The organism is Streptomyces sp. NPDC030838, from assembly GCF_055572035.1.
In genome coordinates this window covers 71,653-91,193 of the sequence record NZ_JBVIED010000001.1, presented here as the reverse complement: position 1 = coordinate 91,193, position 19,541 = coordinate 71,653, and the positions used below count along the sequence as shown (strand labels likewise).

The following is a 19,541-nucleotide window of genomic DNA, read 5'->3' as shown; positions in this document are numbered from 1 at the left end:
CGCCCCGTAGGGTGGACCCTCATGACCACCAGCAACACCGGCACCGGTGACGTCGACCCCGCCGTCCGCGACGAGCTCGCCCGGCTCCGGGACAGCATCGACAACATCGACGCGGCCGTCGTCCACATGCTCGCCGAGCGCTTCAAGTGCACCCAGCAGGTCGGCCGGCTCAAGGCCGTGCACCAGCTGCCGCCCGCCGACCCCGCGCGCGAGGCGCGGCAGATCGCCCGGCTGCGGGCGCTCGCGGAGAGCGCCAAGCTGGACCCCGCGTTCGCCGAGAAACTGCTCAATTTCATCATCGCCGAGGTGATCCGCCACCACGAGCGCATCGCCGAGGACGCGGTGAACGGCCAGTCGCCCGCTCCCCGTTGACCTCGGTGAACGACCCCGGGGCGTGACACGGGGCCCGCGCGGGGGCATGCTGCGCTGTGCACGGGCTGTCAGGTGGCAGGCACACACTGTCAGTGCCCGGCCCTAGTCTGGTGGGGTACGCCTGGTGCGGACCCGCCGTCCGCGCGGGAGGGGAGGGACGGGCATGCCGACGGATGCCGAGATCCTCATCGTCGACGACCACGAGGACACGCTGTACGCCCTGGAGAGCGCCCTCGCCCCGCTCGGCCGCCGGCTGGGGCGCGCCACCAGCGGCGACCAGGCACTCAAGCGGGTGCTCCGCGGCCAGGTAGGCCTGCTGCTGCTCGACGTGGGCGTGCCCGGCGACGACGACCTGGAGGTGGTGCGCTGTCTGCGCCGCCTGGAGCAGACCCAGCACATCCCCGTCGTCCTGCTCACCGGCTTCGGCCCGGACCGGGACCTCACCGCCGCCGCCTTCGGCCTCGGCGTCGCCGACCTGGTCCGCAAACCCGTGGACCCCTGGGTGCTGCGCACCAAGGTCCGCTATCTGTACGACGCCCACCAGCGCCACCTGGCCCTGCGCCGGGAGGTCCGCGAACTGCGCGCCCTGCTGGCGGCCGCAGCGCCCCCGGCCGACCCGACGACGCCACCCCCCGCCGCCCGCGTCCCCGGCCCCCGCGACTCCCGCGAGCCCACCACGGCGCGGGACGGAAGCCAGGCGTAGCGCACCCGCCCCCGCACCTCCCCCCACCGCCTCTGTCCCGTGCCGGTGCCATCAGGCAGCATGTGCTCCATGTCCGTACTCACGCGCGACGAAGCGCAGACCCGTGCCCAGCTCCTCGACGTCCACCGCTACACGATCGACCTCGATCTGACGACCGGGGACGAGACCTTCGACTCCCGTACCGTCATCAGGTTCACCGCCCGCACGGACGCGGACACCTTCGTCGAGCTCAAGCCCGCCGAGCTGCGCTCCGTCACCCTCGACGGACAGCCCCTCGACCCGGAGACCCTCGACGAGAACCGCCTGCCGCTGAAGAACCTCACGGCCGGCGAGCACGAGCTGCGGATCGACGCCGCGATGCGCTACTCCCGCACCGGCGAGGGCATGCACCGCTTCACCGACCCCACCGACGGTGAGACGTACGTCTACACCCAGCTGGCGATGGACGACTGCGTGCGCGTCTTCCCGGCCTTCGACCAGCCCGACCTCAAAGCCGTCTTCGAGCTGTCGGTCACGGCCCCCGAGGGCTGGACCGTCCTCGCCAACGGCCTCACCGAGCACACCGACGGCGTGTGGCGGGCCGCCCCCACCCCGCGGATCTCCACCTACCTCGTCGCCGTCGCCGCCGGCCCCTGGCACTCGGTGCGCACCGAGCACCGCGGCCTGCCCTTCGGCATCCACTGCCGCCGCTCCCTCGCCCCCTACCTGGACGCGGACGCCGAGGAACTGCTGGAGATCACCCGGCAGTGCTACGACCGCTACCACGAGAAGTTCGAGGAGCCGTACCCCTTCGACTCCTACGACCAGGCGTTCGTCCCCGAGTTCAACTTCGGCGCGATGGAGAACCCCGGACTGGTCACCTTCCGCGACGAGTTCGTCTACCGCTCCGCCGTCACCGACACCGAGCGGCAGACCCGCGCGATGGTCATCGCCCACGAGATGGCCCACATGTGGTTCGGCGACCTCGTCACCCTGCGCTGGTGGGACGACATCTGGCTGAACGAGTCCTTCGCCGAGTACATGGGCTACCAGACCCTCATCGAGGCGACCCGCTTCACCGACACCTGGACCGACTTCGGCGTCGTCCGCAAGGCCTGGGGCTACGACGCCGACCAGCGCCCCTCCACCCACCCCGTCGCCCCCGAGGCCGTCGAGGACACCGCCTCCGCGCTGCTCAACTTCGACGGCATCTCCTACGCCAAGGGCGCCTCCGCGCTGCGCCAGCTGGTCACCTGGCTCGGCGAGAAGGACTTCCTCGCCGGCATCAACACCCACTTCGCCCGGCACAAGTTCGCCAACGCGACCCTCGCCGACTTCATCGACTCCCTCGCCTCCGCCACCGAGCGCGACGTGCACGCCTGGGCGGACGCCTGGCTGCGCACCACCGGCGTCGACACCCTCACCCCGCGCGTCACCGCGGGCACCGACGGCACCTGCACCCTCACCGTCGACCACGCGGGCAGCCGCCCGCACCGCATCGCCGTCGGCCTGTACGACCTCGACGTCGCCGACGAGGGCCGCCTCACCCTGCGCGAGCGCGTCGAACTCGACGTCCCGCAGACCGACCCGCAGCCCATCGGCAAGCGGCCCACCCTGCTGCTGCCCAACGACGGCGACCTCACCTACGCCAAGGTCCGCTTCGACCCGGAGTCCTTCGAGGCCGTGCGCTCCGGGCTGTCCGGACTGCCCGAACCGCTCTCCCGCGCGGTGGTGTGGAACGCGCTGCGGGACGCCGTCCGCGACGGCGAACTCCCGGCCTCCGCCTACCTGGAGACCGCCCGCGCCCACCTTCCGCGCGAGACCGACCTCGCCCTGGCCCAGGGCGTCCTCGGCTTCGCGACCGTCCAGATCGCCGACCGCTATCTGGCGCCCGAGGCCCGCCCCGCGGCCCTCGCCACCCTCGCCGGCCTCTGCCGCGACCTGCTGCGCCGCACGGAGGACGGCGACCACCCCGGCCTGCGGCTGATCGCCGTACGGCACTTCATCGACACCGCCGCCCACCCCGACGCCATCGCCGCCTGGCTCGCCGACGGCACCGTGCCCGGCGGCCCCGAGCTCGACCCCGAGCTGCGCTGGCGCATCCTCGGCCGACTCGCCGTACTCGGCGCCACCGATGAGGCCGCCATCGCCGCCGAACTGGACCGCGACCCGAGCGCCACCGGCCAGGAGGGCGCCGCCCGCTGCCGCGCCGCGCTGCCCGACGAGGAGGCCAAGGCGAGGGCGTGGGAGGCCATGTTCGCCGGCGACGACCTCTCCAACTACCTCTTCACGGCCACCGCCCAGGGCTTCTGGCAGCCCGAACAGGCCGACCTCGTACGCCCGTACGTACCGCGTTTCTACGCCGACGCGGTCGACGTCGCCGCCCGGCGCGGCCCCGCCATCGCCGACGCCGCCGGGCGCTGGGCGTTCCCCGCGCACGCCGTCGACACCGAGACCCTCACCCTCGGCGAACAGTGCCTGCGCGACGCCGACCCCATCCCCGCCCTGCGCCGCAGGCTCGTCGACCAACTCGACGACCTCGCCCGCGCGTTGCGGGTACGGGAGGCGGCGGCCTAGGGCACGAGTGGTCCCTTCCGACGATGCGGGGGGCTGATCGGTCTTCCTAGGCTCGACCGAGCCGAGATCGATCAGCCCGAGCCCTCAGGAGGCAACCCGTGATCGTGGTGACCGGAGCCACCGGCAACGTCGGACGTGCCCTCGTCGACCGTCTCGTCGCCCGACAGCACCCGGTCCGGGCGCTGACCCGGGACCCGGAGCGGGCCGGACTGCCGGAGCGCGCCGAGGTGGTGCGGCTGGACCTCGACGACCCCGGTGCGCTGTTACGGGGCGCGACCGGGCTGTTCCTGTACATCCAGGGCGCCGGGGAGCGCACCGACGCCTTCCTCGCCGCCGCGCGGAAGGCCGGAGTGCGGCACGTCGTGCTGCTCTCCTCCGGGATCATCCGGGAGGGCGCCGACGAGACGCACCCGATCCACGTCATGCACGCCACGGTCGAACGGAAGGTCCGCGACAGCGGTCTGGCGTGGACCTTCCTGCGGCCCAACGCCTTCTCCACCAACGCCTTCCAGTGGATCCCGCAGATCCGCTCCGGCGACACCGTGCGCGGCGTCTTCGCGGACGCGCCCGCCGCGCCGATCCACGAGGACGACATCGCCGCCGTCGCCGAACGCGCCCTGCTCGACCCCGGCCACGAGGGCGCCGTGCACCGGCTCACCGGGCCGGAGGCGGTCACCCACGCCGAGCAGGTCGCCGCCATCGGCCGGGCGCTCGGCCGCGAGCTGCGCTTCGTCGAGATCCCGCCGGAGGAGGCCGGCCCGGACCTCTTCCCGCACGTCCCGGAGCACATGCTGCGCGGCTTCCTGAAGGCCCTCGGGAGCCTGGTCGGCACCGAACCCGAGATCACCACGACCGTGGAGAAGATCACCGGCACTCCGGCCCGCACGTTCGCCGAGTGGGCCGAGGATCACGCAGCGGACTTCCGGGGCTGAATACGGCGGTACACGGCGGTACCCCCTTTCGAGTGCTGATCCCGCGCTTTTCGGGCGCGCCGCCGCGGCCGCCGCCAAGCTGACCGCATGACCATGCCGCCCCTCGCTTCCGGGACCGAAGCCCCCGGCGCGCTGCGGCCGTTGCTCGACACGGTCCTCGACGCGCTGGCGGGCGGCGGCCGGGCGCGGGGCGGCCCCCTGCCGGCCGGCGGGCCCGGCACGGTGGCCGCGCGGATGCGGGCAGCGGCCGGGGAGCCGCTCCCCGACGAGGGCGACCCGGACGCCCTGCGCCTGCTCGTCCACGCCCTCGCGGAAGGCGCCGCCGACCCCGCCGACCCCCTCTGCGCCGCCCACCTGCACTGTCCGCCCCTCGCCGTGGCCACCGCCGCCGACCTCGCCGCGAGCACCCTCAACCCGTCCCTGGACTCCTGGGACCAGTCCCCGTCGGCGTCGGCGCTGGAGACACTGGTGACCGGTGCGCTGGCCGCCGAGGTCTACCCACGGCAGGCCGGACCCGACTGCCTGATCACCACCGGCGGCACCGAGTCCAACCACCTCGCCCTGCTGCTCGCCCGCGAGGCACGGGGCGGGCGTACGCGCCTCGTCCGCGGGGCCAACGCCCATCACTCGCTCGCCCGCGCCGCCTGGCTGCTGGGACTGCCCGAGCCCGTCGTCGTCGCCACGCCCGCCGGTGTCCTCGACCCGGCCGCCCTCGACGACGCCCTCACCCGCCTGCGCGGCCCGGTGCTCGTCGCCGCCACCGCCGGTACCACCGAGGCGGGGCGCGTCGACCCGCTGCCCGAGATCGCCGCCCGCTGCCGGGCCCGAGGTGCCCGGCTGCACATCGACGCCGCCTACGGAGGCGGGCTGCTGTTCAGCGAGCGGCACCGGGGCCGGCTCGCGGGACTCGACGCCGCCCACACCGTCACCCTCGACCTGCACAAACTCGGCTGGCAGCCGGTCGCCGCCGGACTGCTCGCGGTGCGCGACGCCCGCGACCTCGCCGCCCTGCACCAGCGGGCCGACTACCTCAACGCCGACGACGACACCGAGGCCGGGCTGCCCGACCTGCTCGGCCGCTCCCTGCGCACCACCCGCCGCCCCGACGCCCTGAAGATCGCCGTCACCCTCAAGACCCTCGGCAGAAAGGGGCTCGGCGCCCTCGTCGACCGGGTCTGCGACCTCGCCCGCGACTTCGCCGGCCTCGTCGACGACCACCCCGGCTTCGAGCTGTACGACCGGCCCACGATCAGCACCGTCCTGTTCCGGCCCGCCGGGGCCGCCGACGACGCCGTGGCCGCCGTACGCCGCACCCTCCTCGCCGACGGCCGCGCCGTCCTCGGCCGGGCCCGCCTCGACGGCCGGCTCTGGCTGAAGGCCACCCTCCTCAACCCCCACGCCCGGCCCCACGACCTGGCCACACTCCTGAAACTGGTGGAAGGACACACCCCCCGATGACCCCGGCCCCCGCCTCCCACGACCCCCGGACCGAACACACCGAAGCACCCCGCGATCTGGTCGGCATCGGCATCGGACCGTTCAACCTCTCCCTCGCCGCCCTCGCCCACCCGCTCGCCGAACTCGACGCCGTCTTCTACGAACAGCGCCCCGCCTTCGACTGGCACCCCGGCCTGCTCATCGACGACGCCACCATCCAGGTGCCGTTCCTCGCCGACCTGGTGACCCTCGCCGACCCCGCCAGCCCCTGGTCCTTCCTCAACTACCTCAAGACCCGCGACCGGCTCTTCCCCTTCTACTTCGCCGAGCGCTTCCACATCCGGCGCGCCGAGTACGACGCCTACTGCCGCTGGGTCTCCGAGAGCCTGCCCGGACTCCGCTTCCGCCACCAGGTCGACGCCGTCCGCTGGAACCCCGAACGCGACGTCTTCGAGGTCGACTTCAGCCAGCTCGACGCCGACGGGGAGGCGGAGGCCCTGGGCCGCACGTACACCCGCAACGTCGTCCTGGGCATCGGCGGCGAGCCGTACGTCCCCGACCCGCTGCGGCCCCTCGTCGACCTGCCGGGCGTCCCCGTCGTGCACGCCGCCGACTACCTCGACCACCGCGCGGACTTCCTCGCCGCCGAGCACGTCACCGTCATCGGCACCGGGCAGTCCGGCGCGGAGGTCTTCCTCGACCTGCTCCGCAACCGCCCGGCCGGCCGGGAGAAGCTGCACTGGCTCGGCCGCACCGAGGCGTTCGCGCCCATGGAGTACTCCAAGCTCGGCCTGGAGCACTTCACCCCCGACTACGCCCGCTACTTCCACGCCCTCACCGAACCCGTCCGCGACGGACTCGTCACCGCCCAGTGGCAGCTCCACAAGGGCATCGACGCCGGCACGATCGCCGCCATCCACGACGAGCTGTACCGCCGCACCCTGCACGGCGGCTGGCCCGACGCCGTGCTCACCCCGGGCGTCCGCGTCCGCACCGCCGGCCGGATCGCCACCAGCAAGGTCGAAGTGCACCTGGAGCACATCCAGCAGGGCACCCGCTCCCGGCTCACCACCGACGCCGTGGTCCTCGCCACCGGCTACCGCGAGCGCCCCCTGAACCGGCTCCTCGCCGGCCTCGACCCGTATCTGCGCCGCGACAGCCGCGACCGCCCCCGCGTGGACGACGCGTTCCGGCTCGTCCTGGACCCGTCCGTCACCGGCTCGGTGTACGTGCAGAACGCCGGGCTGTACTCGCACGGCGTCGGCGCCCCGGACCTCGGCCTCGCCGCCTGGCGCAGCGCGACCATCCTCAACTCGCTCACCGGCAAAGAGCCCTACCCGCTGCCGAGCCGCACCGCGTTCACCACCTTCGGGCTGGAACAGCGACAGCCCCAGATCCCGCCCGGCCGCCACCCGAAGGCGCTGACCCCCTTGGCGGACGGGATCTGAGGCTGTTCACCAGCACAATCGTGCTGTAAAGAACAAGCGTGCGGGCTAGAACACCGGCGTGCCGTTCCGCGTCAGCTTCCAGTCGACGGAGGCGAAGTCCTTCGGGTCCAGCACACCCTTCGCCGTCACCCACTCGGCGATCCGGGTGCGGATCTCCGTCGACTCCGCCCACAGCTCCGGCGCCGAGGCGACGTGCGGGAACGCGCCGCCGCCGTTGGCGCGGTAGTTGTTCACCGCGAACACGAACTTCTGCGCGTCGTCCAGCGGGGCACCGTTGTAGCTGAGGTTCCTGATCCGGGAACCGGCCGGCTGGGCGATGTCGATGTCGTACGACAGGCCCGAGACGTAGTCGTAGTTGTAGTCCGGGCGGCCGTTCGCGTTGGTCAGCTTGTTCACGTCGACCGGCGCGTCGGCCGCCGTCTGCATGAAGTACTCCGCCGAGTACTCCAGGTACGCCCGCAGCTGCGCGCCGGTCATCAGCTTGGCGACCAGCGTGTTGTCGTAGACGTACAGGCTCGACAGGTCCCGGATGGTCACGTCGCCCGCCGGGATCTCGCTGGTCCGCGAGAACGGCGAGGCCTGCGCGAGCACCGGCAGCGCGGCGTGCTCGGTGCCCGCCAGGGCCGCCTTCACGACGTCCTCCTGGACCTTGGTGATCAGGTCGATGATCGGGGCGTCCTTGTAGCGGGCCTCGACCGTCGTCAGGGTCTCGGTGGCGGTGCCGACGACCTGGTTGACGTACGCCACGACCTTGGCGTGCTCGTCGTCGAGCAGCTTGCTGATGTACGGGTGGTCCTCGACCGTGTTGGAGTTGCGCAGCGAGGCCTTGACCGACTCGACGTGCCAGCGGCCCTTGCGGAAGACCAGCTCGAAGTCGAACAGGGTGAGCCGCTCGGCGTAGCACAGCGGTTCGGAGAGCACGACGGTCTTGCCGGTCTGCTCGTTGGTGACCAGCAGTTCCTCGATCTCCACGTGCGCGTGGCCGACCAGGATCGCGTCGATGCCGGGCACCTGCTTCGCCACGTTGGCGGCGGCGTTCTCCACGTACGGCAGCTGGTCGCCGTAGGAGGAGGTGCCGGACGAGCCGCTGTGCGCGGAGACGACCACCACGTCCGCGCCCATCGAGCGCAGCTTCGGCACCCACTTCGCGGCCTGCTCCTCAAGACCCGGGAAGGCCAGCTTGCCCTGGACGTACGCCTTGTCCCAGATCGCGATGCCCGGGTTGGTCAGACCGAGCACGGCGACCTTGACCGGCGGCAGGCCCGGCACCTTGAACGTCTTCATGAAGTACGGCGGGAAGGCCGGCCGCAGCGTCGTCGCGTCCACCGCGTTCGCGCCGAGCAGCGGGAAGTCGCACTGCTCCTCGAACTTGCGCAGGGTCTCGATGCCGTAGTTGAACTCGTGGTTGCCGAGCGCCACGGCGTCGTAGCCGATGGCGTTCATCGCCTGCGCCATCGGGTGCACCGGGCCGCCCTCGGCGGTGATCGGGTCGACCTTGGCGTAGTAGTACGTCAGCGGGGTGCCCTGGATGGTGTCACCGGCGTCCAGCAGCAGGGTGTTGCGGCGGCCCTTCTCCTCACGGACCTGCTCCACCAGCGTGGCGATCCGCGCCAGGCCCTTGGCATTGCCCTTGGCGTCGGAGTACTCCGCGTCCTTGAAGTAGTCCCAGTTGAAGATGTTGCCGTGCAGGTCGGTGGTGCCCATCACGGTGAAGGAGTACCGCTTGGCCGGCTTCGTGCCCTTCGCCGTCTCCGCGGCCTGCGCGGACGGCGCCGCCGCCGCGCCGGCGACGGCCACTCCGGCTCCGGTCGCGGCGGACTTCTTCAGGAACTTCCGGCGGTTCAACGGCATGTCGTGCTCTCCTCGGTGCCACGGTCGATGACGGCGTTCGATGACGCGCGTAGACGGACGCGCGTAGATTCTGACCCGTGCATGACCGACGGCAACAGGTCCCCGAGGTTGCGATCTGGTGACCTCGCCTGCGAATCCCCGGTGTTGGCCCCGGCCGAGGGTGACAGAGTAGGGCGTATGAGCACCGCCGCCGCAGCCGAAGCCCAGCCCGCTGTCCCCTACGGGACCCCCGATGCCCCGCGGATCGCCGTCCGCGGCGAAGCCCGCCTCGAGGTCGACCCGGAGATCGCCCGGATCGGCATCACCGTCAGCGCCCGCGGCCGCGACCGGCGCGGTGCGCTGGAGGACCTGACCCGCCGCAACGCCGCCGTCCTGGACCTGGTGAAGTCGTACGGCGACGCGGTGGAGCGGCTGGAGACCGGCGCCTTCTCCATCACCCCGGAACTCACCAAGCACGGCAAGGGCGAGCGCGTCCGCACCTACCACGGCGGGGTCCGGGTCACCGCCGAGCTGACCGACTTCACGGCGCTCGGCGAACTGACCACACGGCTCGCCGATCTGGACCTGACCCGGGTCGACGGCCCCTGGTGGGCCCTGCGCCGGAACTCGCCCGCCTATCGCGAGGCCCGTCAGCAGGCGGTCCGGGAGGCGGTGCAGCGTGCCCGCGAGTACGCCGAGGCGCTGGGCACCACCCTCGCGGCCCTGGTCGAGCTGGCCGACATCGGCGCGGAGGGGCCGGCGGCCCCGGCCTATCCGGCGGCTCCCGGGCGGGCGCGGTCCGCGGCCTTCGGCCCGGCGGAGCCCGCGGGGGCCCCGCCGCTCGACCTGGAACCGCAGCGCCAGCAGGTGTTCGCCGCGGTCAACGCCCGCTTTACGATGGCGCCGCCCCGCCTGTAGGAAATGCCGCGCCGGACCGAATGTCGAAAGGATGGTCGAGCGCGGAAGCGGGGCTGTGCGGGGAAACGTGCGGGGAAAAGGAGTGCTCGGGAAAGGAGTTGTGGAATTGCTCATCAGAGCGCCCCGTCGCACAATTCAACGCTTGTCAACACCCCTTCATGCAAAGGTTGTTGAGTAGTCATGCCCGGCCAATTGTCTACCGGCGGGTAAGCTCTAGGCTCGAATCATGCGCCGAGCAAAGATCGTTTGTACTCTTGGGCCCGCCACCGACTCGTACGACCAGATCAAGGCCCTGGTCGACGCCGGAATGGACGTCGCCCGATTCAACCTCAGCCACGGTGACCACGCCGATCACGAGGAGCGTTACCGGCGGGTGCGCAAGGCCGCGGACGAGACCGGCCGCAGCGTCGGGATCCTCGCCGACCTTCAGGGCCCGAAGATCCGGCTCGGACGTTTCGCCGAAGGTCCCGTACTCCTTGAACGCGGCGACACCTTCACCATCACCGTCGAGGACGGCGCCGAGGGTGACCGGCAGTCCTGCGGGACGACGTACAAGGGACTCGCCGCCGACGTCACCCCCGGCGAGCGCATCCTCGTCGACGACGGCAAGGTCGCCCTGGAGGTCACCGAGGTCGACGGTCCCCGCGTCCGCACCAGGGTCGTCGAGGGGGGCATGGTCTCCGACCACAAGGGTCTGAACCTCCCCGGCGTCGCGGTCTCGGTGCCCGCCCTCTCCGAGAAGGACGAGGCGGACCTGCGCTGGGCGCTGCGGACCGGCTTCGACGTCATCGCCCTCTCCTTCGTCCGCAGCGGCCGGGACGTCGAGGACGTGCACCGCATCATGGACGAGGAGGGCCGCCGTCTGCCGGTGATCGCCAAGGTCGAGAAGCCGCAGGCGGTGGAGAACATCGAGGACATCGTCGCCGCCTTCGACGGCATCATGGTCGCCCGCGGCGACCTGGGCGTGGAGATGCCGCTGGAGCAGGTGCCGATCGTCCAGAAGCGCGCGATCAAGCTGGCCAAGCGGAACGCCAAGCCGGTGATCGTCGCGACGCAGATGCTCGATTCGATGATCGAGAACTCTCGTCCGACCAGGGCCGAGGCCAGCGATGTCGCCAACGCGGTGATCGACGGCACGGACGCGGTGATGCTGTCCGGCGAGACCAGCGTGGGCAAGTACCCGGTGGAGACGGTCCGGACGATGGCCAAGATCGTGGAGGCGGCCGAGGAGGACATCCTCGCCAAGGGCCTGTCGCCGCTGACCGAACGCAACAAGCCCCGCACCCAGGGGGGCGCGGTGGCTCGCGCGGCGGCCGAGATGGGCGACTTCCTGGGCGCGCGGTTCCTGGTCGCCTTCACCCAGTCCGGCGACACCGCCCGCCGCCTGTCCCGCTACCGCTCCCCGATCCCGCTGCTCGCCTTCACCCCCGACCCGGCCACGCGGTCGCAGCTCAGCATGACCTGGGGGGTGGAGACCTTCCTCGGCCCGCGGGTCGACACCACCGACGCCATGGTCGCCCAGGTCGACGAACTGCTGACGCAGTACGGCCGCTGTCGGAAGGGGGACACCGTCGTCATCACCGCCGGCTCGCCCCCCGGTGTCTCCGGGACGACCAATCTCGTCCATGTGCACCACATCGGCGAGGACCGCGGCGGACGATAACCAGACAAAGAAAGCGGATGTTCACGGGACCGTGGACATCCGCTTTGGCGTGACCTTGAAGTCTAAGGAAAAGTACCCCGGGTCGGATTCGAACCGACGCTGGATGGTGTTTGAGACCATTGCCTCTACCGCTGGGCTACCGGGGCCCCCTTCAAAAAGAAGGTTGGCGGCTACCCGCCGTGCCCCCACCTTACCGTAGCTAGGTAGGCTCTTGTCAGCAGTACCCCTGCCCGGAACAAGGAGCCCCCGTGACCGCCGAGTCGCCCCAGCCCGTAGACGCGCCCGACGACGACAAGTCGCACGTGCCTCCGCTGACGACCCGAGTCGTCATCGCCGAGGACGAGGCCCTGATCCGGCTCGACCTCAAAGAGATGCTGGAGGAAGAGGGCTACACGGTCGTCGGCGAGGCCGGCGACGGCGAGCAGGCCGTCGAGCTGGCCCGAGAGCACCGGCCGGACCTCGTGATCCTCGACGTGAAGATGCCCAAGCTCGACGGTATCTCCGCGGCCGAGAAGATCACCGAGGAGTCCATCGCCCCGGTGCTGATGCTCACCGCCTTCTCCCAGCGCGACCTGGTCGAGCGGGCCCGGGACGCCGGTGCCATGGCGTATCTGGTGAAGCCCTTCAGCAAGAGCGACGTCGTCCCGGCCATCGAGATGGCCGTCTCGCGGTACACGCAGCTCAAGGAGCTGGAGAAGGAGGTCGCCGACCTCACCCAGCGGCTGGAGACCCGCAAGCTGGTCGACCGGGCCAAGTCGATCCTGCAGACGGAGTACGGCCTGACCGAGCCCGCCGCGTTCCGGTGGATCCAGAAGACCTCCATGGACCGCCGGTTGTCCATGCAGCAGGTCGCCGAGGCCGTCATCCAGGACGCCGAGGAGAAGAAGGCCGCCAAGGGCTGAGAGATCCCGAAGGCATGTCCGATCTGATCCCCGCGGCCAGAAGCCTCGGCCGGACGCTCGACGAGGCCGGCGCCGAGAGCGGGCAGGTCCGGGACGCCGTCCGGGAGTTCGTCGAGACGGTCACGTTCGCGACCGCCGACGAGATCCGCGCGATGCTGAGGGAGGTCCTCGCCGAGGACTGGATGGCCCTGCCGCCGTGGGCCCGCAACCTCGCCTACCGGCTGGCCTGCCTCCAGCGTCCGGAGGATCCCGAGCTGCTCCGCGAGGCCGCCGCCGATCTGCTGTGCTTCGGACCGGACTGGGACGAGCAGGCCGAGGAGCTCCAACGGCGGGCCGCGGAGCTGGAGTAGGTCAGGCGACGGGGCAACAGAAAAGACCGCCGCTTCCCCGGGGAAGCGGCGGTCGGTGAGTGGCCGGGGACCTAGTCCTCGCCCAGGTACGCCTTGCGCACCGACTCGTCGTGCAGCAGGTCCTGGCCCGAGCCGGACAGGACGATCTTGCCGACCTCCATGACGTGGCCGTGGTCGGCCAGGGAGAGGGCCGCCTGGGCGTTCTGCTCGATGAGCAGAATCGTGGTGCCCTGCGACTTCAGCTCCTGGATGGTCGCCATGATCTTCTGCATCATGATCGGCGAGAGGCCCATGGAGGGCTCGTCGAGCATGAGCAGCTTCGGCCGGGACATCAGCGCCCGCCCCATGGCGAGCATCTGCTGCTCACCGCCGGAGAGGGTGCCCGCCGCCTGCTTCCGGCGCTCCCCGAGGATGGGGAACAGGTCGTAGGCGCGCTGGATGTCCTTCTCGATGCCCTCCTTGTCGTTGCGCAGGAACGCGCCGAGCCGGAGGTTGTCCTCGATCGTCATCCGGGGGAAGATGTGCCGCCCCTCGGGGGAGTGGGCGAGGCCCAGCGAGACGACCTTGTGGGCGGGGACCTTCTTCAGCGACTTGCCGTCGAAGCGGATCTCGCCGGACACCGGCGTGAGCAGCCCGGACAGCGTGCGCAGCGTGGTGGTCTTCCCGGCGCCGTTGGTGCCGATGAGGGTGACGACCTCGCCCGCGTTCACCTTGAACGAGATGCCCTTGACGGCCTCGATCTTGCCGTAGGCGACCCTGAGGTCCTCGACCTCCAGCAGAGCGGTCACTTGTCGTCCCCTTCCGTGGTGCTGTGCGCCTCGGCCTCCGCGGCTTCGACCTCGGCGGCCTCCTCCTTGCCCGGCGCACCCTCGAAGGGGGTGCCGAGATAGGCGGCGATCACGCGCTCGTCGGCCTGGACGACCTCGGCGGGGCCCTCGACGATCTTCTCGCCCTGGACCAGCACGGCGACCCGGTCGCAGAGGTTCATGATGAACCGGATGTCGTGCTCGATGACGAGGACGGCGATGCCCTTGTCCCGGATCGCGAAGATCAGCTCCTCGGCGGCCCGGGTCTCCTGCGGGTTCATACCGGCGGTCGGCTCGTCGAGGAGGAGCAGACCGGGCTCGCTCGCCAGCGCCCGGGCGATCTCCAGCTTGCGCTGCTCGCCGTAGGGCAGGTTGCGGGCGAGGTGGTCGGCCTTGGCGGCGAGACCGGTGAACTCCAGGAGTTCCATGGCCCGTTCGCGGGACTCCTGCTCGGCCTTCTTGAAGCCGGGCAGCCGCAGCAGGGCCGACCAGAGGCCTTCCTTGGTGCGGGTGTGCCGTCCGACCAGCACGTTCTCCAGAACGGTCATGTTGGCGAAGAGCCGGATGTTCTGGAACGTACGGGCGATGCCGGCCTGGGTGACCAGGTGCGGCTTGGGCGGCAGGACGGTGCCCTTGTAGGAGACCTTGCCCTCGGTCGGCACGTACAGGCCGGTCAGGCAGTTGAAGAAGGTCGTCTTCCCGGCGCCGTTGGGGCCGATGAGTCCGACGATCTCTCCGCTGTTCACGGTGAGGTCGACGTCGCGGACGGCGGTCAGGCCGCCGAAGCGCATCGTGACGCCGCTGGCGTCGAGCACCGTCGTGCTGGTGGGTGCGGTCGTGGTGGTGGTCATGGCGGTCACGCCCCTGCCTTGGCGACGCCGGTCGCGCCCTCGGGCAGCGACTTGTCCTCCGGTACGTCGAGCTGTCCGGTCTCGTGGAATTCGAGCTGCTTCCTGCGGTCGGCGACCAGGCCCTCGGGGCGGAAGCGCATCAGGAGCATCAGCGCGACGCCGAAGAGCAGCAGCTGGTACTCCGCCATGAACTGGAGCTTGGCCGGGATCAGGTAGAGCAGCGCGGCGCCGATCAGCGGGCCGCTGATGGTGCCCATGCCGCCGAGGATGACGGCGGCGAGCAGGAAGGCCGAGTTCGGCGGCACGGAACCGGCGAACTGGTACTGCTCGGGGGTGACGCTGTACGACACATGCGCCTGGACGGTGCCGGCGAGGCCGGCGAGGCACGCGCCGAGCGCGAAGGCGAGCAGCTTCAGGCGGAAGCCGTTGATGCCCATCGCGGTCGCGGCGGTCTCGTCCTCGCGGATGGCGACCCAGGCACGGCCGATGCGGGACTCCGCGGAGCGGCGGAAGACCAGCACGACGATGGCCGTGAACAGCAGCATCAGCAGGTAGTAGTTGCCCGAGCGGGTCAGCTCGTGGCCCAGGACGTTGTGCGGCAGGCCCAGGTTGAACCCGAAGATCTCCAGGTCGGGGATGTTCGGGATGCCGTTGGAGCCGTTGGTGACGTCCGGACCGCTGTTGCCGTTCAGGTTGTTCATGGTGATGCGGAAGATCTCACCGAAACCGAGCGTCACGATGGCGAGGTAGTCGCCGCGCAGTCGCAGGGTCGGGGCGCCGATCACCACGCCGAAGACCAGCGAGGCGAGGGCACCGGTGAGGACGGCCGCCCAGAACGGGAAGTGCACGCCGATGGTCGACTGCGGGGAGCCGGAGACCAGGGCGGCGGCGTAGGCGCCGACGCCGAGGAAGGCGACGTAACCGAGGTCGAGCAGGCCGGCGAGGCCCACGACCACGTTCAGGCCCAGAGCGACGGTGGCGAAGATCAGGATGTTCGCACCGATCAGCGCGAACTGATCGTTTGTCTGGGTGAACGGGAAGCAGATCGCCGCGACGAACGCCGCCGCCATGGCGACGTTGCGGTGCTTGGCGGTGAGCGCCGAGAGCCGCTTGAGCAGGCCCGCGCGGGTGACGGCGGTGAAGCCGAACGCGGCGATGATCAGGAAGCCGATGAACAGCTCGGAGTACTCGGTGCCGATGCCGTACGCGAAGACGTACAGGCCGACGCCGAAGCCCGCGGCGATGATCAGGATCTCGGCCCAGGAGGGCAGCTCCTTGGCCCGGGCCGGCTCGGGGGCGGTCAGCGCGTGGCGGATACGGCCCCACAGGTTCGGGGTCGGGTCGCCCGCGTCGTACGGCTGGTCGACCGGCAGACCGAGGGCGCCGACCACGGCGACCAGGGCGCCGACGCCGGAGACCCAGGCACCGGGCTCCAGGTTGACCAGGCCGCCCAGCTCGTAGGAGATCGCGCCGAGGGCGTAGCCGGTGGTGCCGAGGACGCCGAGGGCGCTCAGCAGGACGGGGCTGTTGGTGCCGCCGGGGGTGAGCCAGCGCAGGCCCTTCACGCCGTAGCCGGAGACCGCGAACAGCAGGGTGAGCAGTGCTCCCACGAGCGTGAGCACCTGCAGGCCGCCCGGGTAGCCGGTGATCGTGAGCTTGCCGGGGAACTCCTCGGTCCAGGTCCAGGCGAGGAACGTACCGACGAAGGCGACGGCGGAGCCGGCGATGGTGATCGCGCGGGCCGCGGCGGGCGGCAGCGGGACGATCGGGGTGGCCGGGGCGGTGGACACCTTGGTGGTGTCGACGGTGGTGTCGGTGGTCTTGGTCATGGGTATCACGCCCGATCCGCGACGCGTTCGCCGAGCAGGCCCTGTGGCCTGAAGAGCAGGACGAGAATGAGCAGGCTGAACGCCCACACGTCCTTCCAGGCGCCGCCGCCGAAGAGTTCCATGCCGGGGATGTCGCCGATGTAGCCGGTGGCGAGGGACTCGGCGACGCCGAGCACGATGCCGCCGAGCATGGCGCCGTAGATGTTGCCGATGCCGCCGAGCACGGCGGCGGTGAAGGCCTTGAGGCCCATCAGGAAGCCCATGCGGAAGCCGACCTGGCCGTTCTTCAGGCCGTAGGCGACGGCGGCGATGGCGGCGAACGCGGCACCGATGGCGAAGGCCATCACGATGATGCGGTCGGTGTTGATGCCCATCAGCTTGGCCGTGTCCGGGTCCTGGGCGGTGGCCTGCATACCGCGCCCGGAGCGGGTCTTCGTGACGAAGAGACCGAGGGCGATCATGCACAGCGGGGCGGCGATCAGCACGAAGAGGTCACCGCGCTGGACGTTGGCGCCGAGGATGTCGATGGGGTCGCCGTCGAACTGCGGGAACGAGACGTCCTTCTTCGCGTCCGGGTACCACATCCACACGACCTGCTGGAGGACGATGGACAGACCGATGGCGGTGATCAGGGGTGCCAGCCGTGGCGCGGTGCGCAGTGGCCGGTAGGCGAAGCGTTCCGCCGCGGTGGCGACGGCGACCGAGACGAGGATGCCGCCGACGATCATGAGGGGGACGGCGGCGCCGAGGGCGAAGCCGTCGGGGAGTATGAGCCAGACGGTGAGGGCCCCGAAGCCCCCGACCATGAAGATCTCGCCGTGGGCGAAGTTGATGAGCTGGACGATGCCGTAGACCATCGTGTAGCCGATCGCGATGAGTCCGTACATCGCGCCGAGGATGAGTCCATTGGCCAGCTGTTGCGGCAGTTCGTTCACCGCAGGGCCTCCGTGGAGTGGTTCGGATATGGCGCCGCGCGGGAGCGCTGGATGGGCGCTACCCGCGCGGCCTGGATCAATGTGTGAGGGGGAAGCTCTCTCTACTCGTCCCCTGCTCAGTCCACCTTGGGCGAGGCGCTGTACTCCGGCGCCCAGGCGTTGGACTTGACCTTGTACGCGGTCATCAGCGTGTTGGTGGTGTCACCGAACTCGTCGAAGGAGATGGTGCCGGTGACGCCGTCGAACTTGACCTTGGCCATGGCGTCCAGGACCGCCTTGCGGCCGTCGGACGGGAGCTCGCCGTCGTTGCCCTCGACCGCCAGCTTGACGGCCTCGATGATCGACCAGGTGGCGTCGTAGGTCAGACCGCCGTAGGCCTCGTAGGCGTCCTCGTAGCCCTCGGCCTCGTAGTTCTTGATGAACTCCTTGGCGGAGTCGAGCTGCTCGACCGGCTTGCCCACGGAGGTGGCGAGGTCGCCCTCGGCCTTCTTGTTCAGCTTCGGGTACTCGCCGGAGTAGATGCCGTCGCCGCCCATCAGCGGGATGTCCTGGCCGCTGTCCTTGAGCTGCTGGCTCAGCGGAGCCGCGGCCGGGTACTCGCCGCCGTAGTACAGAGCCTCGGCGCCGGTCTTCTTGATCTTGGCCACGACGGAGTTGAAGTCGCGGTCGTCGGGGTTGATGTGGTCGCTGCCGACGATCTTGCCACCGAGCTTGGTGAAGTTCGTCTTGAAGGAGGCGGCCAGGCCCGCGCCGTAGGTCTTCTGGTCGTCGATCAGGTAGACCTTCTTGATGCCGGCCTTGTTGTACAGGTACTCGGCGGCGAAGGCACCCTGGATCTCGTCCGTGGTGGCGGTGCGGAAGAAGGTCTTGAACTGGCGGACCGAGTTGCCGGTCTTCCAGCCGTCGCCCTGGGTCAGCTCGGTACCGGTGTTGGCCGGGGAGACCTGGACCAGGCCGGCGTCGTTGAACGGCTTCTGCATCTGCTGCGAGACGCTGGAGTTCAGCGGGCCGACGACGCCGAGGACGTCCTTGTTGCTGATGAACTTCTGGGCGTTCTGCTGGCCGACGGAGGGCTGGGCCTGGTCGTCCAGGGCCTCCAGCTTGAACTCGACGCCCTTGACGTACTCCTCCTTGTTGGCCGTCTTCACGGCCAGGTCGGCGGAGTTCTTGATGCCGAGGCCGAGGGCGGAGAGGTCACCCGTCAGGGGGGCGTCGACGCCGATGACAACAGTGGTCTTGTCGCCGCCACCGCTGCCGTTGCTGCTGTCGTCGCGTGACCCGCATGCGGTGAGGGTGAGCGATCCCGCCGCAAGCGCGGCGGTGATGGCGAGGAGCGAACGTTGACGCACGAATCAGGTCCTTTCCCTGGCACGGCGGCTCCCGGTGGAGCACGTCGAGTCGAGCGCGGGACCGAAGAAACTTCGAATCCGTCGGCGCGGTGACTGGGCGTGACTCTAAGCGTGTGTGGGGAACGTGGAGGAGAGTCTGTCCAAGGCTGTGACGCTCTTGTTATGACACGACGTAATGCAGAGCGGTACTAGGCGGGTGGAAGCGCGGAATTCTGGCTGATTCGCCCGGTCCATATGGTGAGACTCGCAGGCCCTGCCCGGCTCTTATCAGCAGTGTTCTTGCTTTTTGCTGATGTCGCGGAATCGTTGCTGCGGGCTACTTGCGAGGCCTGAGGGGAGGGCTTGTGGGGGCCGGTGCGGGGTGTTCGCCGAGGGGTGGAGGGGTGGGGCTGTATTGCGCGCGTATTACGAAGAGTTACGCCCAGGAAAGGGAGTCCGACGTTCCGCGGCACTTTCGCGGATTCGCTCGCTTTCAGGAAGGAAGAGGGGTGAAATCGCCGTTACGGAAATGCTTGGCCGATGCATGGAAAAGCCGCCGCGGGGGGGGGAGGGGGGGGGGGGAGGGGGGGGGGGGGGGGGGGGTTTGGGGGGGGGGGGGGGGGGGGGGGAGGGAATACGGCGGGCTTCGGCGTCACGGGGGTAGTTGGAGAGGATCAGGCG

16 protein-coding genes and 1 tRNA gene are annotated in these 19,541 nt (G+C 70.4%); 10 read left to right on the top strand and 7 right to left on the bottom strand.

The annotated features are described in order from the left end of the window. Positions 1-21: 21 nt before the first annotated feature. The 6 genes from ACZ42A_RS00415 to ACZ42A_RS00390 all read left to right on the top strand — a co-directional run bounded on the left by ACZ42A_RS00415 (position 22) and on the right by ACZ42A_RS00390 (position 7,448). Positions 22-372 (top strand): chorismate mutase, encoded by a 351-nt coding sequence (locus ACZ42A_RS00415; protein WP_468524889.1) that lies wholly within the window; start codon positions 22-24, stop codon positions 370-372. 163 nt (positions 373-535) lie between these two features. Beyond that, positions 536-1,075 (top strand): response regulator, encoded by a 540-nt coding sequence (locus ACZ42A_RS00410; RefSeq protein ID WP_468524888.1) that lies wholly within the window; start codon positions 536-538, stop codon positions 1,073-1,075. A gap of 69 nt (positions 1,076-1,144) precedes the next feature. After that, on the top strand, positions 1,145-3,631 hold the full coding sequence (gene pepN, locus ACZ42A_RS00405) for an aminopeptidase N (RefSeq protein ID WP_468524887.1): 2,487 nt from the start codon (positions 1,145-1,147) through the stop codon (positions 3,629-3,631). A gap of 98 nt (positions 3,632-3,729) precedes the next feature. Further along, positions 3,730-4,563 carry an NmrA family NAD(P)-binding protein gene (locus tag ACZ42A_RS00400; protein ID WP_468524886.1) on the top strand — a complete coding sequence of 278 codons (834 nt, stop codon included), beginning with the start codon at positions 3,730-3,732 and terminating at the stop codon, positions 4,561-4,563. Positions 4,564-4,650: 87 nt separating this feature from the next. Further along, positions 4,651-6,021 (top strand): pyridoxal phosphate-dependent decarboxylase family protein, encoded by a 1,371-nt coding sequence (locus ACZ42A_RS00395; RefSeq protein WP_468524885.1) that lies wholly within the window; start codon positions 4,651-4,653, stop codon positions 6,019-6,021. Next, a complete protein-coding gene (locus tag ACZ42A_RS00390; RefSeq protein WP_468524884.1) occupies positions 6,018-7,448 on the top strand; it encodes a lysine N(6)-hydroxylase/L-ornithine N(5)-oxygenase family protein in 1,431 nt (476 codons plus the stop codon). Before ACZ42A_RS00395 ends, ACZ42A_RS00390 begins: the two co-directional genes overlap by 4 nt. Positions 7,449-7,493: 45 nt before the next feature. Here the strand turns inward: ACZ42A_RS00390 and ACZ42A_RS00385 are convergent, their stop codons facing one another. After that, complete coding sequence (locus tag ACZ42A_RS00385; protein WP_468524883.1) at positions 7,494-9,299, bottom strand: bifunctional metallophosphatase/5'-nucleotidase; 1,806 nt, start codon at positions 9,297-9,299, stop codon at positions 7,494-7,496. 177 nt (positions 9,300-9,476) lie between these two features. Between ACZ42A_RS00385 and ACZ42A_RS00380 the strand changes: the two genes are divergently transcribed. Together ACZ42A_RS00380 and pyk are read left to right on the top strand one after the other, a co-directional pair. Beyond that, complete coding sequence (locus tag ACZ42A_RS00380; RefSeq protein ID WP_468524882.1) at positions 9,477-10,196, top strand: SIMPL domain-containing protein; 720 nt, start codon at positions 9,477-9,479, stop codon at positions 10,194-10,196. A 226-nt stretch (positions 10,197-10,422) separates the two neighbouring features. Next, positions 10,423-11,859 carry a pyruvate kinase gene (gene pyk, locus ACZ42A_RS00375; RefSeq protein ID WP_468524881.1) on the top strand — a complete coding sequence of 479 codons (1,437 nt, stop codon included), beginning with the start codon at positions 10,423-10,425 and terminating at the stop codon, positions 11,857-11,859. Positions 11,860-11,932: 73 nt separating this feature from the next. Here pyk and ACZ42A_RS00370 read toward each other — a convergent pair. Next, a tRNA-Leu gene (locus tag ACZ42A_RS00370) sits at positions 11,933-12,005 on the bottom strand. Between the two features lie 102 nt (positions 12,006-12,107). Between ACZ42A_RS00370 and ACZ42A_RS00365 the strand changes: the two genes are divergently transcribed. Then, positions 12,108-12,761, top strand: a complete 654-nt coding sequence (locus ACZ42A_RS00365; protein WP_468524880.1) for an ANTAR domain-containing response regulator — start codon at positions 12,108-12,110, stop codon at positions 12,759-12,761. Positions 12,762-12,775: 14 nt separating this feature from the next. Further along, complete coding sequence (locus tag ACZ42A_RS00360) at positions 12,776-13,111, top strand: hypothetical protein (RefSeq protein WP_468524879.1); 336 nt, start codon at positions 12,776-12,778, stop codon at positions 13,109-13,111. Between the two features lie 71 nt (positions 13,112-13,182). Here ACZ42A_RS00360 and ACZ42A_RS00355 read toward each other — a convergent pair whose 3' ends face one another. The 5 genes from ACZ42A_RS00355 to ACZ42A_RS00335 all read right to left on the bottom strand — a co-directional run bounded on the left by ACZ42A_RS00355 (position 13,183) and on the right by ACZ42A_RS00335 (position 18,881). Further along, complete coding sequence (locus ACZ42A_RS00355; RefSeq protein ID WP_468524878.1) at positions 13,183-13,899, bottom strand: ABC transporter ATP-binding protein; 717 nt, start codon at positions 13,897-13,899, stop codon at positions 13,183-13,185. Continuing rightward, positions 13,896-14,768 (bottom strand): ABC transporter ATP-binding protein, encoded by an 873-nt coding sequence (locus ACZ42A_RS00350; RefSeq protein ID WP_468524877.1) that lies wholly within the window; start codon positions 14,766-14,768, stop codon positions 13,896-13,898. The genes ACZ42A_RS00355 and ACZ42A_RS00350 overlap by 4 nt, the downstream gene beginning before the upstream one ends. Positions 14,769-14,773: 5 nt before the next feature. After that, the gene (locus tag ACZ42A_RS00345) at positions 14,774-16,597 is read right to left on the bottom strand and encodes a branched-chain amino acid ABC transporter permease (protein WP_468524876.1); all 1,824 of its coding nucleotides are present in this window, start codon (positions 16,595-16,597) and stop codon (positions 14,774-14,776) included. Between the two features lie 5 nt (positions 16,598-16,602). After that, entirely contained in the window at positions 16,603-17,532 is a 930-nt protein-coding gene (locus ACZ42A_RS00340; protein WP_468524875.1) for a branched-chain amino acid ABC transporter permease, read from the bottom strand. Positions 17,533-17,648: 116 nt separating this feature from the next. Then, on the bottom strand, positions 17,649-18,881 hold the full coding sequence (locus ACZ42A_RS00335) for a branched-chain amino acid ABC transporter substrate-binding protein (RefSeq protein ID WP_468524874.1): 1,233 nt from the start codon (positions 18,879-18,881) through the stop codon (positions 17,649-17,651). Positions 18,882-19,541 lie beyond the last annotated feature (660 nt).